General features: G+C 66.0%; 14 protein-coding genes. 4 read left to right on the forward strand and 10 right to left on the reverse strand.

Annotation, left to right across the window (positions count from 1 at the left end):
• Window positions 1-163: 163 nt before the first annotated feature.
• Both ACX12L_RS18965 and ACX12L_RS18970 read left to right on the forward strand, forming a co-directional pair.
• Window positions 164-556: a hypothetical protein gene (locus ACX12L_RS18965; RefSeq protein WP_459263995.1), complete on the forward strand. Its 393-nt coding sequence runs from the start codon at window positions 164-166 to the stop codon at window positions 554-556.
• Between the two features lie 176 nt (window positions 557-732).
• Window positions 733-1917 carry a hypothetical protein gene (locus ACX12L_RS18970; RefSeq protein ID WP_459263996.1) on the forward strand — a complete coding sequence of 395 codons (1185 nt, stop codon included), beginning with the start codon at window positions 733-735 and terminating at the stop codon, window positions 1915-1917.
• 142 nt (window positions 1918-2059) lie between these two features.
• Here ACX12L_RS18970 and ACX12L_RS18975 read toward each other — a convergent pair whose 3' ends face one another.
• The 4 genes from ACX12L_RS18975 to ACX12L_RS18990 all read right to left on the reverse strand — a co-directional run bounded on the left by ACX12L_RS18975 (window position 2060) and on the right by ACX12L_RS18990 (window position 6769).
• Complete coding sequence (locus ACX12L_RS18975) at window positions 2060-3271, reverse strand: tyrosine-type recombinase/integrase (protein WP_459263997.1); 1212 nt, start codon at window positions 3269-3271, stop codon at window positions 2060-2062.
• Window positions 3272-3501: 230 nt separating this feature from the next.
• Window positions 3502-3669 carry a hypothetical protein gene (locus ACX12L_RS18980; RefSeq protein ID WP_459263998.1) on the reverse strand — a complete coding sequence of 56 codons (168 nt, stop codon included), beginning with the start codon at window positions 3667-3669 and terminating at the stop codon, window positions 3502-3504.
• A 144-nt stretch (window positions 3670-3813) separates the two neighbouring features.
• Window positions 3814-4833, reverse strand: a complete 1020-nt coding sequence (locus ACX12L_RS18985; RefSeq protein WP_459263999.1) for a porin — start codon at window positions 4831-4833, stop codon at window positions 3814-3816.
• Window positions 4834-5074: 241 nt separating this feature from the next.
• Entirely contained in the window at window positions 5075-6769 is a 1695-nt protein-coding gene (locus ACX12L_RS18990; RefSeq protein ID WP_459264000.1) for an MFS transporter, read from the reverse strand.
• Window positions 6770-7084: 315 nt separating this feature from the next.
• On the opposite strand from ACX12L_RS18990, the gene ACX12L_RS18995 reads away from it, so the two are divergent.
• Window positions 7085-7393, forward strand: coding sequence for a DUF485 domain-containing protein (locus tag ACX12L_RS18995; RefSeq protein ID WP_459264001.1), 309 nt, complete (start codon window positions 7085-7087; stop codon window positions 7391-7393).
• Complete coding sequence (locus tag ACX12L_RS19000; RefSeq protein ID WP_459264002.1) at window positions 7390-9126, forward strand: cation acetate symporter; 1737 nt, start codon at window positions 7390-7392, stop codon at window positions 9124-9126. Before ACX12L_RS18995 ends, ACX12L_RS19000 begins: the two co-directional genes overlap by 4 nt.
• A gap of 127 nt (window positions 9127-9253) precedes the next feature.
• Here ACX12L_RS19000 and ACX12L_RS19005 read toward each other — a convergent pair whose 3' ends face one another.
• From ACX12L_RS19005 to ACX12L_RS19030, 6 genes are all read right to left on the reverse strand, one after another.
• Entirely contained in the window at window positions 9254-9919 is a 666-nt protein-coding gene (locus ACX12L_RS19005) for a 3'-5' exonuclease (RefSeq protein ID WP_459264003.1), read from the reverse strand.
• Window positions 9916-11739, reverse strand: a complete 1824-nt coding sequence (locus ACX12L_RS19010) for a DUF294 nucleotidyltransferase-like domain-containing protein (protein WP_459264004.1) — start codon at window positions 11737-11739, stop codon at window positions 9916-9918. Before ACX12L_RS19010 ends, ACX12L_RS19005 begins: the two co-directional genes overlap by 4 nt.
• 22 nt (window positions 11740-11761) lie before the next feature.
• On the reverse strand, window positions 11762-12403 hold the full coding sequence (locus ACX12L_RS19015) for a DsbA family protein (protein ID WP_459264005.1): 642 nt from the start codon (window positions 12401-12403) through the stop codon (window positions 11762-11764).
• 82 nt (window positions 12404-12485) lie between these two features.
• Entirely contained in the window at window positions 12486-12746 is a 261-nt protein-coding gene (locus ACX12L_RS19020) for a DUF1289 domain-containing protein (RefSeq protein ID WP_459264006.1), read from the reverse strand.
• Complete coding sequence (locus ACX12L_RS19025; RefSeq protein WP_459264007.1) at window positions 12743-13240, reverse strand: YbaK/EbsC family protein; 498 nt, start codon at window positions 13238-13240, stop codon at window positions 12743-12745. The genes ACX12L_RS19020 and ACX12L_RS19025 overlap by 4 nt, the downstream gene beginning before the upstream one ends.
• A gap of 5 nt (window positions 13241-13245) precedes the next feature.
• On the reverse strand, window positions 13246-14160 hold the full coding sequence (locus ACX12L_RS19030; protein WP_459264008.1) for a hydroxymethylglutaryl-CoA lyase: 915 nt from the start codon (window positions 14158-14160) through the stop codon (window positions 13246-13248).
• Between the last annotated feature and the right edge of the window lie 8 nt (window positions 14161-14168).

Here is a 14168-nt window from a genome sequence, read left to right on the forward strand (position 1 = left end):
CCTCATTACGCCGATCCGAGACTGGCTCCAATACGGCGATCACGCCCTGGCTCCATTACGCCGGTCAGCGGGTGGCGCCTATATGCCGATCATGGAGTGGATCCAATATGCCGGTCGGTGACAGGCCCCTCCTGACTCGCATTCCTGAGTCGATTTCCACGTCTTGGACGCCCTGCTGCCCTGGCGCAGCAGGGCGTTTTGCCGCGTAGGTGGCACGCGGGCAAGCCGCATGGCTGCTAGATTGACACAGTTCAACGGCACGGTGCCGCATTCGGCGTGTGCCGCCCCAACCCCACGTGCAGACTGGCTTGGCGCGCACCGTGGTGCTGCGCCCTTTCATCTTGCCTTCCGCCGCTTCAAGCGCCACGGCACGCAAATTCGATACGGCGGCGGCGCGGCATGGCTCGCTATCTGCACGTGGGACGGCTACGCCGCGTGCAGTTCGGCGCGCAGCGCGAATGCACGCGCGATGACAGGCCGGAGACACGATGTCATGCATGGCAATGACTTCATGGAGGTCAATGGCGATGCATGGGTACATGCACTGGCAAAGTGAATCACCTGAACCGTTTGCTCGCTATCTGTCAACGCACCGGGGAAGCTGCTTCAGGTATGTGCATCAGTTGCCAAGCTGACCGAGGCGGCCTGAGCAGTTGCTGTAGAGTTCATATTCGGCGAATTCGTTGGTTCAGCGCTACATGATTTTCACGTCAGGAAAGTGTGTTTCCTGTAGTGCAACAAGCCCTTGAAGGGCATTTGGACATCACGCAAACTGGGTGCATGGAAGATTCGAATGATCGGCGCCACCGTTTGCGCCAGAGCCCCATAGGCAGTACCCGGTTCCTTGCTTATCCCTGGGCTCAACTCCTAACAGATTGGGTCAAGCGCGTCCCCGCTCCCTATCAAGGCCAGCCGCTGACCGAGTTGGAAATGCTGCTCGACGTGGAGGTTCTGCCCTTCATGCTGCAGCAATCGAGAAGCCTTCAGCTCCACGACGACATCTCGGACATGCTCTACGTCCGTACCCTCTACAACATCCGCATGGAATCCCTCTGCTTCGGTGCGTTCGTCGCGGCGGGCCGGGAAACGTTCGCATTCTCTCCGGGGTTGGCCAGCGAACTGAGGCATACAGACATCCGCGATGCACGGCTGGACATGCTTCGACTACCCTATCCGGCGTTCTTTGTGCATTTTGGGCGACAGCACGGCATCGAGATCGACGATGACCAGCGCAGAACACCAGAGATTTTCGATGGTGCCTTTGTTTGGCAATCGAACGATGGGACGCTGCAGCTTGCCCTGACCTTCAGCCGCGCCGACGGCCCCAGTAGCGGCCTTGCGGGGCCAGTATGCCTGATCGGGCCCGAACTGCTCTCATTGCCGGCCGACGATGCCGTGCGTAGGGGGCTGGAGCGGTGCACAACTGAAAGCCTTGAAACCCAGCTGGAATTGGTTTCTGACGATGACTCGCGCCGTGAATTGGAAAAACAAGTGGCATCGTTCAGCGGTGCAGTGGAAGACGCAGCGAATCTCGTGGTCAATTCATTGTTCTATCTAACGAGTTATGGTGGTCAGGGTGATGCCGTACCAGAGCCATCCACCCCGCAATTGCTCGCAGAAAAATTGCAGCGCGCACGCAATGCCAAGCAGCAGCGAGAGGCGCGCAATGCCATTCAGAAGGCGGGGTTTACGCTGGTGCGGCTGTGTGGTGCCGATATTCCTGAGCGCAGCCAAGAGCGTGGAACTGAAGCAGGGCAGGCTGTGAGCGCTGCCATTCGAGCACACTGGCGCCGGGGACATTGGCGCAACCAGCGTTACGGTCAGGCGCTCTCACTGGAAAAGCTCATCTGGGTGAGGCCGACGCTTGTGGCCGCTGGGCGGGAATCCATTGAAGGGCGCACCTACGCTGTTCAATAGACTCCGAGCCCTCGCTAGGGTTGGCCCTAGATATTGAAATCCTACTGGGCATCGAATGTTGCCGCCCCTGTTTTGCGCACGTTGGCGTGCGTAAAACAGGGGGCGGAATCTTGGCAGTCCGATGCAGGACGGAGCGGCTATGTCATGCGGCGGCGGGGCCTTCCTGCGTAGCTGGGGGCTTACCCATGACCACCGTTTTGCGGCGGTTCGCCACCAACTCCGCCGCCTTGCGCACCGGGTCATCCTCGGTGTGGACGTAGCGCATGAACATCGCCACGGTCTTGTGCGCGGTCAGTGCCATGCCCACCTTCACCGGGATGCCCGAATTGGCAATGTCGGTCGTTGAACGATGGCGGATGCCGTGCGTGCCGACGTGCGTTGCCCCTGCGGCCTTGAGGGCGCGGCTCCAGCCGCCGTAGTACTCGCCTTCAGTAAGTGCCTTGGCGGGGTCGTTCGGCGAGGGCAGGACGTGGGGGCAGCCGTCTTTGCGCGGTGCGGTGGAAAGCAGCCGGTAGGCTTCTTCGCTCATGGGCTTGGACATGCCGCCGGTCTTGCTGTCGGGCCAGACGACGCGGCGGTTCTCCAGATCGACCCATTGCCATTGGAGCGAGATGATTTCCGAGCGGCGGCCCGCGAACTCGAATTGCAATCGGATTGCCAACGGAATGGTGTAGTGCTCCAGCCCTTCCGCTTCCATGTGCTCCAGGTGGCGAAACAGCTTGCCCATGTCTTCGTCACTGATGAGGTGGGTGGCCTTGCCGTCGGGGTACACCGGAACATGGCGGCAAGGGTTGGTGCCGTCGGAGCGGTAGCCCCACACTTCGGCGAGGTTGAACATGCGGCGCATCACGCTGAAGGTGCGGTTCGCGTCGGCGGGCTTGTGGGCCATCTTCTTCATCGCTGCGGCCACGTCGGAGCGCTTCACGTCCTGCACTTTGATCCGGCCCAGGATGGGGATGATGTTGCGGTCGATGACGCTCTGGTAGCCTTCCTGCGTGCTGGGCTTGTTGCGCTGCTTGGAGTAGTCCTCCATGAACTTGCCGCACAGTTCCTTGACCGTGGGGGCGGAACGGGCAGCTGCCTTGGCCGCGCTGGGATCGCTGCCCCGGCGTACCTCGGCCATCCATTCCTGCGCCAGGGCGCGGGCCTGTTCGACGGTGAGTTCGCCATACAGGCCCAAAGCGGGTTTGCGGCGCTCGCCCGCGTTGGTGCGGTACTGGAGCATGAATACCTTGCGGCCCGCCGGTGTAATCTTGCACATAAAACCCGGTACGACGGTATCCCGCAACTCGACGGCCTGCGCCTGGGGTTGCGCCGCATCGACGGCGGACTTGGTGAGCTTGAGCTTTGCCATGATGACTCCTCGGAAAGACCCGTTTCTCAGGAGCCTCATAGGGGCCATCAGAGAGGAAGGCGGGTCAGGTTTCGGAATGCACCGGCATATGCTGAACTCGCCTAAGTGATTGATAAACCTGCTGTATCTGGCTTCGGCGCAGTCCAGCGCATGGCCGGGCTGGAGTCATCGTGAAATGAAAAAACCCGCAGGCCGTACGGCCTGCGGGTTTTTTATCGGGGCCGGCAGCCTTACTGCACGGCGCTGGCAGCCGATGCGGGCGCCGCCGCCGGCTCGGGCGCATGCACGGCCTCCACGCCATGCTTCTCGCCGCTCATGTCCACCTGGTCTCCCGCCTTCATGATCACGAACAGCGCGATCACCGCGAACACCACAAAACCCAGCACGAGCTTCCACATGCTTGTCTCCTGAAAGTTGTCGTCAACAACAAAGGGAGCGCCAACAAAAAAGCCCCACACATCCGTGTGGGGCCTGTCCGATGCCCCCAGGCCCGACTCCATTGAATCAGGCCCGGATTGCAGGCAGCTTACGCTGCCCGGGGATCAGAAGTTGTGGCGCACGCCCAGGGCGAAGGAGCTGAAGTCGGAACCGGAGTTCGTCACGTTGTAGGCGGCGTTGTTGCCGTTGTTCACGCGGGTGTAGTAGGTGTACACCTTGGTGCGCTTGCTCAGGTTGTAGTTGTAGCCCAGCGTCCACTGCGTGGCATCGGAGTCGCTGACATGGCTCCAGGAGTTGGCGTGGCCCACGTTCACGTGGAACTCCGACGCGCCCATGGCGTACATGCCCGACAGGCGGAAGTTGTTGCGCGTGCCGGCACCAGTGGGAACGAGCTGGTTGTCATCCTTGTTGCGCTGGTAGTAGCCTCCCACGGTGAACTGGCCGAACGTGTACAGGGCGCGCAGGCCCACCTGGTAGTTGCTGTCGACGGAGCTGTAGCCGGCGCCCAGGTGCAGGGGGCCCATGTTGTAGTTGGCAGCCAGGTCGTAGCCGTTCTTGTCGTTGGTGCCGGCGGCCTTTTCGTGCAGCAGCACGGCGGCATCGATGGTCAGGCCACCCAGGCTGGGGGTGCGGTAGCCGATCTTGTTCTTGGTGCCCAGGCCGCCGAACCACACGGGGTCGTAGTACAGGGCGTCGGACGACGAGCCGGTGTCGTGGTTGTGCATGCTGACGTAGTCGGCAGTGGCGTAGTACGACTCGGGCACGAAGTTGCCCAGGCGCACCATGCCGAAACCGCCCGCCAGGTTGACTTCGCTCTGACGGCCGAAGTTCAGGCCGTTGCCGACGGTGGCCAGGCCCGGCCAGCCCGTGCCGGTGCCGGTGTCGGAGGCAAAGCCGCTTTCGAGTGCAAAGCCGGCCTTCAGGCCGCCACCCAGGTCTTCCGTGCCACGGACGCCCCAGCGCGAAGCGTTGTTGAACAAGCCGGTCTTGGTGACGTCGCCGTCCTTCTGGCGTTCCACGGTGGTGTTGATGCGGCCATACAGGGTGACGCTGCTTTGCGCAAAAACGGCGGAAGTACCCAGCAGAGCCAGGGTAGCGAGCAACAAACGACTTGGGTTTTTCATGTGATTTCCTTGAAGAATGCTTGTGTCCATCGGGGTGGGTAGGCACGGCTTGCCGCCTGCATGTGGCCGGTAGGCCTCATGTGCGTCTACGCCGCAAATTCTAGGTGCTGGCCATTGGGCCGGCATACGGGAAAAGCGGCATCGGCACTGCCCTGATGTTTTGCCGCCACACTCTCGCGCCGGCGAGGTGTGGCGGCAGGGCTTCATTCAGGGTAAACCCGCAGTAATGCCTGCGACAGGCTCAATCGTTGGCGTAGATGTCCACGTCCTTGGTCTCGCGCAGGAACAGCGTGCCGACCACGGCCGTCATGCCTGCGATGACGATGGGGTACCACAGGCCGCTGTACATGTTGCCGGCCGACGCCACCAGCGCGAACGAGGTGGTGGGCAGCAGGCCGCCGAACCAGCCGTTGCCGATGTGGTAGGGCAGGCTCATCGAGGTGTAGCGGATGCGCGTGGGGAACAGCTCTACCAGCATGGCGGCGATGGGGCCGTACACCATGGTCACCAGGATCACCAGGTACACCAGGATGGCGATCATCATGGGCTTGTTCATCTTGGCCGGATCGGCCTTGGCGGGGTAGCCGGCGAGCTTCAGGTCCTCGCTCATCTCCTTCTTGAAGGCGGCGATGGCCTTGGCGCTGTCTTCGTCGAACTTGTGGTTGACGACCGTGCCGATGGGCGCGGTAACCGTCTTGTCGCCGATCTTCACCACGGCGGGCGAACCGGCCGGGCCGGCGACGTTTTCATAGCTCACGGAGTTCTGCACCAGGTAGCGCTTGGCGATGTCGCAGGAGCTCTTGAAGTCGATCTCGCGCGCCACGGGGTTGCCCTGGAACGAGCAGGTGGCCGGGTCGGCGGTCACGACCACGCCGGCGGTGGCCTGGGCGTGGGCCAGGTCGGGGTTGGCGGCGCCGGTCAGGGCCTTGAACACCGGGAAGTAGGTCAGCACGGCCAGCACGCAGCCCAGCATGATGATGGGCTTGCGGCCGATCTTGTCGGACAGCGAGCCGAAGACCACGAAGAAGGGCGTGCCGATCAGCAGGGCCGCGGCAATCATCAGGTTGGCCGTGACGGCATCGACCTTGAGCTGCTGCATCAGGAAGAACAGCGCGTAGAACTGGCCCGTGTACCAGACCACGGCCTGGCCGGCGGTCAGGCCGATCAGCGCCAGGATCACGATCTTCAGGTTCTTCCACTGGCCGAAGGACTCGGACAGCGGCGCCTTGGAGGTCTTGCCCTCGGCCTTCATCTTCTGGAAGGCGGGCGATTCGGACAGCGACAGCCGGATCCACACCGAGACGCCCAGCAGCAGGATGGACACCAGGAAGGGAATGCGCCAGCCCCAGTCGTTGAACAGAGGCTCGCCCATGAGCGTGCGGGTGCCCAGGATCACGAGCAGCGACAGGAACAGGCCCAGCGTGGCCGTGGTCTGGATCCAGGAGGTGTAGGCGCCGCGCCGGCCATGGGGCGCGTGCTCGGCCACGTAGGTGGCCGCGCCGCCGTACTCGCCGCCCAGCGCCAGGCCCTGCAGCATGCGCAGCGCGATCAGGATCACCGGGGCGGCCATGCCGATGCTGGCGTAGTTGGGCAGCACGCCGACCACGAATGTCGAGAGGCCCATGATCAGGATGGTGACCAGGAAGGTGTACTTGCGCCCGATCATGTCACCCAGGCGGCCGAACACCAGCGCGCCGAAGGGGCGCACCAGGAAGCCCGCGGCGAAGGCCAGCAGCGCGAAGATGAACGCCGCGCCGGCGTCCAGGCCGCTGAAGAACTGCTTGGCGATGATGGCCGCCAGCGAGCCGTATAGATAGAAGTCGTACCACTCGAACACGGTGCCGAGTGACGAGGCGAAGATCACCTTCTTTTCTTCCGTGGACATGGGACGGTGGGCCGCCCCTCTGCCCACGCCTTGCGCAGCGCTGATAGCCATGGTTTGTCTCCTGAATCGTTGTGGATCACAGGTACTTACAAAATACCTGTCGCTCCACTATCTGCGCGGTGACTGACGGTGCACTGACGCATTCCTTACCGGAACTGACGCATGGCTGAACGCAAGCTTACAAGTCTGGAAGAAACCCTGAGCCCTTGTTTTTCGATGTGAAAAACGCGCGGAACGGGCCGCAAAACCGCGCATTTGCTGCGTTGCAGCGCGTAAGCATTGGGTCAGTCGCCGTTCGCAGAATCCGCCCCGTTTGTGCACTGCACACATGCAGGACACGGCATTTGACCGCAACAGGAGACAAGCATGAGTGACCCCGTCGTTGAGAAGATTCAACGCCATCCCAAATACCAGGAGCTGCGCGCGCGGCGCAACCCGCTGAGCGTCGTGCTGACGATTCTGATGCTGGTTGTGTACTACGGCTACATCGGCCTGATCGCCTTCGACAAGCCCTTCCTGGCCAAGCCCATCGGCGATGGCGTGACCTCGCTGGGCATCCCCATCGGCATGGGCGTGATCGTGTTCACGATCGCCATCACGGTGTACTACGTGCGCGTCGCCAACAAGAAGTTCGACGCCCTGACCGAAGAACTCCTCAAGGACGTCACGAAATGAAGCGCATACAGACCGCAGCCAGCAGCGCGCTGGCCCTGGCCGGCCTGTGGGCCGCCAACGCCGCCCACGCCGCCGGCGGCGACCTGGGCCAGGCCGCCAAGCAGGAAACCAACTGGACGGCCATCGTCATGTTCGCCGTGTTCGTGGCCGCCACGCTGTGGATCACGAAGTGGGCCGCCTCCAAGACCCGCTCGGCGGCGGACTTCTACACCGCCGGCGGCGGCATCACGGGCTTCCAGAACGGCCTGGCGATCGCCGGCGACTACATGTCCGCGGCCTCGTTCCTGGGTATCTCGGCGGCCGTGATGGCCTCGGGCTACGACGGGCTGATCTACTCCATCGGCTTCCTCGTGGGCTGGCCCGTCATCACCTTCCTGATGGCCGACCGCCTGCGCAACCTGGGCAAGTTCACCTTCGCCGACGTGGCCGGCTACCGCTTCGCGCAGGCGCCCATCCGCATCTTCGCGGCCTCGGGCACGCTGATCGTGGTGGCCTTCTACCTGATCGCGCAGATGGTCGGCGCCGGCCAGCTCATCAAGCTGCTGTTCGGCCTGGAGTACTGGATGGCGGTGGTCATCGTCGGCGCGCTGATGATGGTCTACGTGCTGTTCGGCGGCATGACGGCCACCACCTGGGTGCAGATCATCAAGGCCTGCCTGCTGCTGGCCGGCGTGACCTTCATGGCCTTCATGGTGCTGGCCAACTACGGCTTCAGCCCCGAGGCGCTGTTCGCCAAGGGCGTGGAGGTGCGCACGCAGATCGCCGCCAACGCCGGCAAGACGCCCGAAGAGGCGGCCAGGGCCGGCCTGTCCATCATGGGCCCGGGCGGCTTCATCAAGGACCCGGTTTCGGCCATCTCGTTCGGCATGGCGCTGATGTTCGGCACGGCCGGCCTGCCCCACATCCTGATGCGCTTCTTCACCGTGCCCAACGCCAAGGAGGCGCGCAAGTCCGTGGGCTGGGCCACGGTGTGGATCGGCTACTTCTACATCCTGATCTTCATCATCGGCTTCGGCGCCATCACCATGGTGCTCACGAACCCCGAGATGTCCGACACCGTCAAGGGCGTGATCAAGGGCGGCGCGGGCACGGCCAACATGGCCGCCGTGCTGGTGGCCAAGAGCGTGGGCGGCAACATCTTCTACGGCTTCATCTCCGCCGTGGCCTTCGCCACCATCCTGGCGGTGGTCGCGGGCCTGACGCTGTCCGGCGCCTCGGCCGTGTCGCACGACCTGTACGCCACCGTCATCAAGGGCGGCAAGGCCGACAGCGCCGCCGAGCTCAAGGTCTCGCGCATCACCACCCTGGCCCTGGGCGTGATCGCCGTGCTGCTGGGCATCATTTTCGAGAAGCAGAACATCGCCTTCATGGTGTCGCTGGCCTTCGCGATCGCGGCATCGGCCAACTTCCCGGCGCTGATCCTGTCCATCCTGTGGAAGGGCTGCACCACGCGCGGCGCGGTCATCGGCGGCTTCCTGGGCCTGATCTCGTCGGTGGGCCTGACCATCGTGTCGCCCTCGGTGTGGGAGGCCACGCTGGGCAACCCGGCCGGATCGGCGCTGTTCCCCTACTCCTCGCCGGCCCTGTTCTCCATGGTGATCGGCTTCGTCGGCGTGTGGCTGTTCTCCATCACCGACGGCAGCGCGCGCGCGGCCAGGGAGCGCGAGGCCTTCGCCGCGCAGCAGGTGCGCTCCGAGACCGGCCTGGGCGCGTCCGGCGCATCGGGCCACTGAGCCGATACGAAGAAGGGAGGGCTGCGAAGCCCCCTGAAAAGCCGGGCCCGGGCGCCCGGCTTTTTCATTTGCTCATCGAATGAGAGCTGCCTGCGCAGGCCGGAAGCAGCTTTGCGCCCGTTTGGGCTCAAACCTCGCCGCGCAGACGCCGCAGCTTGATGAAAGCCATGGCCGCCATCACCGCGTCGTTGAGCGCGTCGTGCGCCTCGCGCTCGGGCAGCTGCAGGTCGCGCATCAGCGTGGCGAAGCGCAGGTCGATCTCGGCATTGGCCTGCTGCTGGTAGGGCGGCAGCTGGCGGAACTTGTAGTCGTAGTACAGGGCCGAGACCTCGATCTTGCGCTGCGGCAGGCCCATGCCCAGCAGCGGCCAGATGGCGCGGCCCAGCATGGCCACGTCGAATTCGAGGTAGTAGCCCACCAGCGGGCGGCTGCCGATGAAGCGCATGAGCCGGCGCATGGCCTCGTCGCGCGGAATGCCGCCGGCCAGGTCGCGTTCGCGCAGGCGGTGGATGCGCACGCTGTCGGCAGAGACGCCCTTCTCCGGGCGCACCAGCAGCTCCAGGCGCTCGCTGGTCAGGATGCGCTCGCCCACGATGCGCACCGCGCCGATGGAGACGATCTCGTCGCTGCGCGGGTTCAGCCCCGTGGTCTCGCAGTCCAGCGCCACCCATTCGCCCGGCGGGGGCGGGTCGAACATGAATGCGAACTCGGGCTCGCCCAGGTGGTAGACCAGCCACCAGCGGCGCAGCCTTTCCCACCACAGCGGGGCCGGGGGCAGGGACGGCGCGCTCATACGGCGTCCAGGCGCAGGCGCTGGTGCAGCAGGGCCTTGAAGCGCTTGACGGCCAGCAGCGTGTCCTTGAGCAGGTCGCGCTCCAGGCTGGACAGGCGCGCCGGATCGACGTTGCCCGTCACCGGGCGCTGCAGCTCCTGCTCGGCCAGCCCCGCCTGCAGCCGCAGGCCCATGAGGAAATGCAGGCCCTGCACCAGTTCCTGGGCCAGGGCAGCATCGAGCTGGCCTTCGGCCTGCAGCGCGGCGATGCGCTCCACCGTGCCGGTGGCGGCTATGCGCCGCGCCAGCGCCAGGCTGCGCACGCCGTGCACGATGGGGAAGATGCCGGCCTTCTTCAGGTTCATGGGCTCGGCGTCGCCCAGGCCCAGCAGGCGGTTCCACCAGCCCGCGGAGCTGCCGAAGGCGTCTATGGCCAGGGCGAAGCGGGCGATCAGCGCGTCGTTGCCGGTGGCAAGCGTCATCAGGCGCTGGCGCACGTCGGCCAGCAGCTGCGCGTCGCCGGCCACGGCATGCGCGTCCATGAAGATGGCCAGGTGCATGAGGCTGTCACCCTGGGGCTGCAGCAGCCAGTCGCGCACCTTGAGGCCGAAGTCGCTCGCGCTGGCGCGCCACGCGGGGTTGCTGAGCATGATGCGGCCCGGGCACTCGGGATAGCCGAAGCGCGCCAGCGCCGCGGAAAAGCGCTCGCAAATGGCCTGCAGGTCGGCGGGGGGCGCATAGCCGTCGCGCAGCAGCAGGCCGTTGTCCTGGTCGGTCTTGAGCAGTTGCTCGCCCCGGCCCTCGCTGCCCATGACGAACAGGCAGCTGTTGGCGACCAGTTCGGGCGGGGCGATCATCTGCCAGGCGCGCTCGAACAGCCGCGCATTGAGCTGCTGCACCAGCTGCGCCATGAGGGCGATGCGCGTGCCGCCGCGGTGCAGCGCGGCCAGCAGGCGCGTGATCTGGGCGGCAGCGGCCTCCAGCGCCTGCAGGTCGGCGGCCTGCTCGATCTGCACGGTGATCAAATGTGAGTGGTTGGCCAGGAAGCTGAACAGGTCCAGCGCCTCCAGGATGCCCTGCACCTGGCCGTCCTCGCCCAGCACGGCCAGCCGGTGCACGCGCGCGCGCAGCAGCAGGGCCATGGCGTCGCCCAGCTGGTCGTCGGCGCGCACGGTGATGACGGGGTGGCTGGCCAGCTCGCCCACGGAGATCTGCGCCAGCGGCCGGCCGTCGAGCACTGCGCGCTGCAGCGTGGTGTTGGAGAAGATGCCCAGCCCCCCAGGCGCATCCGGCAGGCCCGACACCAGCACGCTGGTGGTGCGCCGGCCCTGGAACAGCCGCACCACGGCGACGATGTCGGTCTCGGCCGGCACCACGTGGGCCGGGCGCAGGAAGGCCTGGTCCACGCGCGCCAGGGTCAGCGACTGCATCTGGTGCTGCTGGGCGCGCTGGGCCAGGGCGCTGAGCTTCTGCCCCAGGTCGGAGAACAGCAGCGCGCCGAACGCGCGGTTGCGCGCGATCAGGTCCATGACGGTGGCGCGCGCGAGCTGGTAGGCCACCAGCTCCTCGGCCACGGCGAAGCGGCTGCTCACGCGGCCCGCCACCAGGCCGCGGCCGTCGAAGCAGTCGTCGGGCCCGTAGGTGGCGAGCTGTTCGTCGCCCTCGGTCTGCGTGACGTAGCCCTTGATGACGACGAACAGCCAGGCGGGCGCGTCGCCCACGTCGAGCACCACCGCCCCTTGCGGGTAGTAGGCGATGTCCACGCTGTCGCGCACCAGCGCCTGCTCCTCGGCGCTCAGGCAGTCAAAGGGCGAGGCGGAAAAATTGAAGGCATTGGGCATGGGCAAGACTCCTGCCCGCCATTCAACCGCCCAGTCCTTGCTGCACGCTTGCAGCGCGCTCCCAGTGCTGGTCGAACCACGCGTCGCCGTCCAGGCAGGCGCGCAGCATGGGCAGGCTGTCCAGGCCCCAGAACAGGCGGCCTTCCACCTCGAACGCGGGCACGCCGAACATGCCGCGCGCGGCCGCCGCCTCGGTGTTCTCGCGCAGCAGGCGCTTTGCGCGCTCGGGAGCATCCTCGTCCTGGCGCAACTGGCCCGCCAGCGTGGCCCGCAGCGCATCGAGCCGCGCCGGGTCGAGCGCATCCGCCCCGCCCTGCCACACGTGGCGCAGGATGGCGCCGGCGACGAAGCGGTTGACGAAGCCGTCGTCGCTGCACTCCAGCGCCAGGCGCAGCAGCGGCAGCGGCGGGAAGGGGTGGCGCGCGGGCATGTCCAGCCCCACGCCCAGGCTGTGGCCCAGCCAGCTCACGTGACGGTAGGTCCATGCGCGCTTGGGCGCTATGCCCGCAGGGCCGGGGTTGGTGTGCTGCTTGAGCAGCGCGCCCAACAGCACGGGCTTGTAGCGCAGGTGGTAGGACAGCCCCTCCAGCGCCTGCGGCAGGCGCTCGAAGGCCAGCCAGGCATAGGGGGAGACGAAGTCCAGGTAGAAGGTGATCTCTTTCATCGCCGGGCCGCCCCAAGATGAAAGACGGCCCCCTTGGGGGGCAGCGACCCGCGCAGCGGCGGAGCGTGGGGGCGGTTAATTTTCATTCCAGTTCCTCGGGAAGCGCCAGGCCCGCGCGGCGCAGGGCCGCCGCCCAGATGGCGCGGCGCTCGCCGTTGCCCGCCTGCGACCAGGCGCGTATGTCGTCCAGGGTGCGGAAGCACCCCTCGCAGTGGCTGCGGTCGGGCGCCATGCGGCACACGGACACGCAGGGCGATGGTACGGGCTCTTCGGATTTCAAGCCAAATTGGCCTGTAGCGCTTACCTGGAAAGCGCGAGCAGCTAGCATTTCGGAAGCATTCATGGCAGCTGCACCACATCCGCCAGGGGCGCGCCCGTGAGCCGCTGCAGGTCCTGCGGCCGCAGCTGGAACACGCCGTGGGGGTGGCCGGCGGCCGCCCAGACCACGTCGAAGCGCAGCAGCTCCCGGTCGATCAGCGTGACGGGCGGCTGGGCATGCGCCACGGGCGAGACGCCGCCGATGGAGAAGCCCGTCCTGGCCTTGACGAACTCCGCGTCGGCGCGGCCCGTCTTGCCCACCAGGGCGTCCACCTTCTTTTCATGAACGCGCCGGTCGCCGGAAGTGATGACGAGCACGGCCGCGTCGTCGCTCTTGCGCCGGAAGATGATGCTCTTGGCGATCTGCCCCAGCGCGACGCCCAGGGCGTCGGCCGCTTGGCTAGCCGTGCGCGCCGCATCGTCGAGCATCACCGGCATGTGCGGGTGGCCCGCCGCCTGCAGGGCCGCGGCCACGCGGCGCACGCCCTCGGGCAGCGCCTGGAGTTCGGCTCCGCACATGGCCGTCACCCCGCCCGCTTGTTGAGCAGCGCCACCGCCACGCGCGACTGGGGCTTGCGGCCCAGGAAGTCGCTGATGTAGGCGCCGGCATCGACCAGTTTGTCCAGATCGATGCCCGTCTCTATGCCCATGCCCTGCAGCATGTAGACCATGTCCTCGGTCGCCACGTTGCCGGTCGCGCCCTTGGCGTAGGGGCAGCCGCCCAGGCCCGCCACCGAGGACTGGAAGTTCCAGACCCCCAGCTCCAGCGCGGCCAGCGTATTGGACAGCGCCTGGCCGTAGGTGTCGTGGAAGTGGCCCGACACGTCGTCGAGGCCGAAGTGCCTGAGCGTGGCCTCGATGGCGCGCTGCACCTTGCGCGGCGTGCCCACGCCGATGGTGTCGGCCACGTCCACGCGCTGCACGCCTATGTCCTTGAGCAGGCCGGCCAAGTAGGCCACGCGCTCGGGCGCGACCTCGCCTTCATAGGGGCAGCCCACGGTGCAGCTCATGGCGCCGCGCACCCGGATGCCCACGGCGCGCGCAGCTTCGACCACGGGGGCGAAGCGCTCGATGCTCTCGGCGATCGAGCAGTTGATGTTCCGCTGGCTGAAGGCCTCGCTGGCCGCGCCGAAGACCACGATCTCGTCGGGCTTGTCGAGCACGGCCGCCTCCCAGCCCTTCAGGTTGGGCGTGAGCACCGAGTAGCGCACGTCGCTCCTGCGCGCGATGCCGGCCATGACCTCGTGGTTGTCGGCCATCTGCGGCACCCACTTCGGGGAAACGTAGCTCGTGACCTCGATCTCCTTGAGGCCCGCGTCCTGCAGGCGGTGCACCAGGCCGATCTTGACGTCGGCCGGCACGGGTTGCTTCTCGTTCTGCAGCCCGTCGCGCGGGCCCACGTCGATGAGCTTGACTCGGGTGGGGATGTTCGGGTTCATGGTTGATG

The sequence above is a fragment of the Alicycliphilus sp. T452 genome (assembly GCF_054512775.1).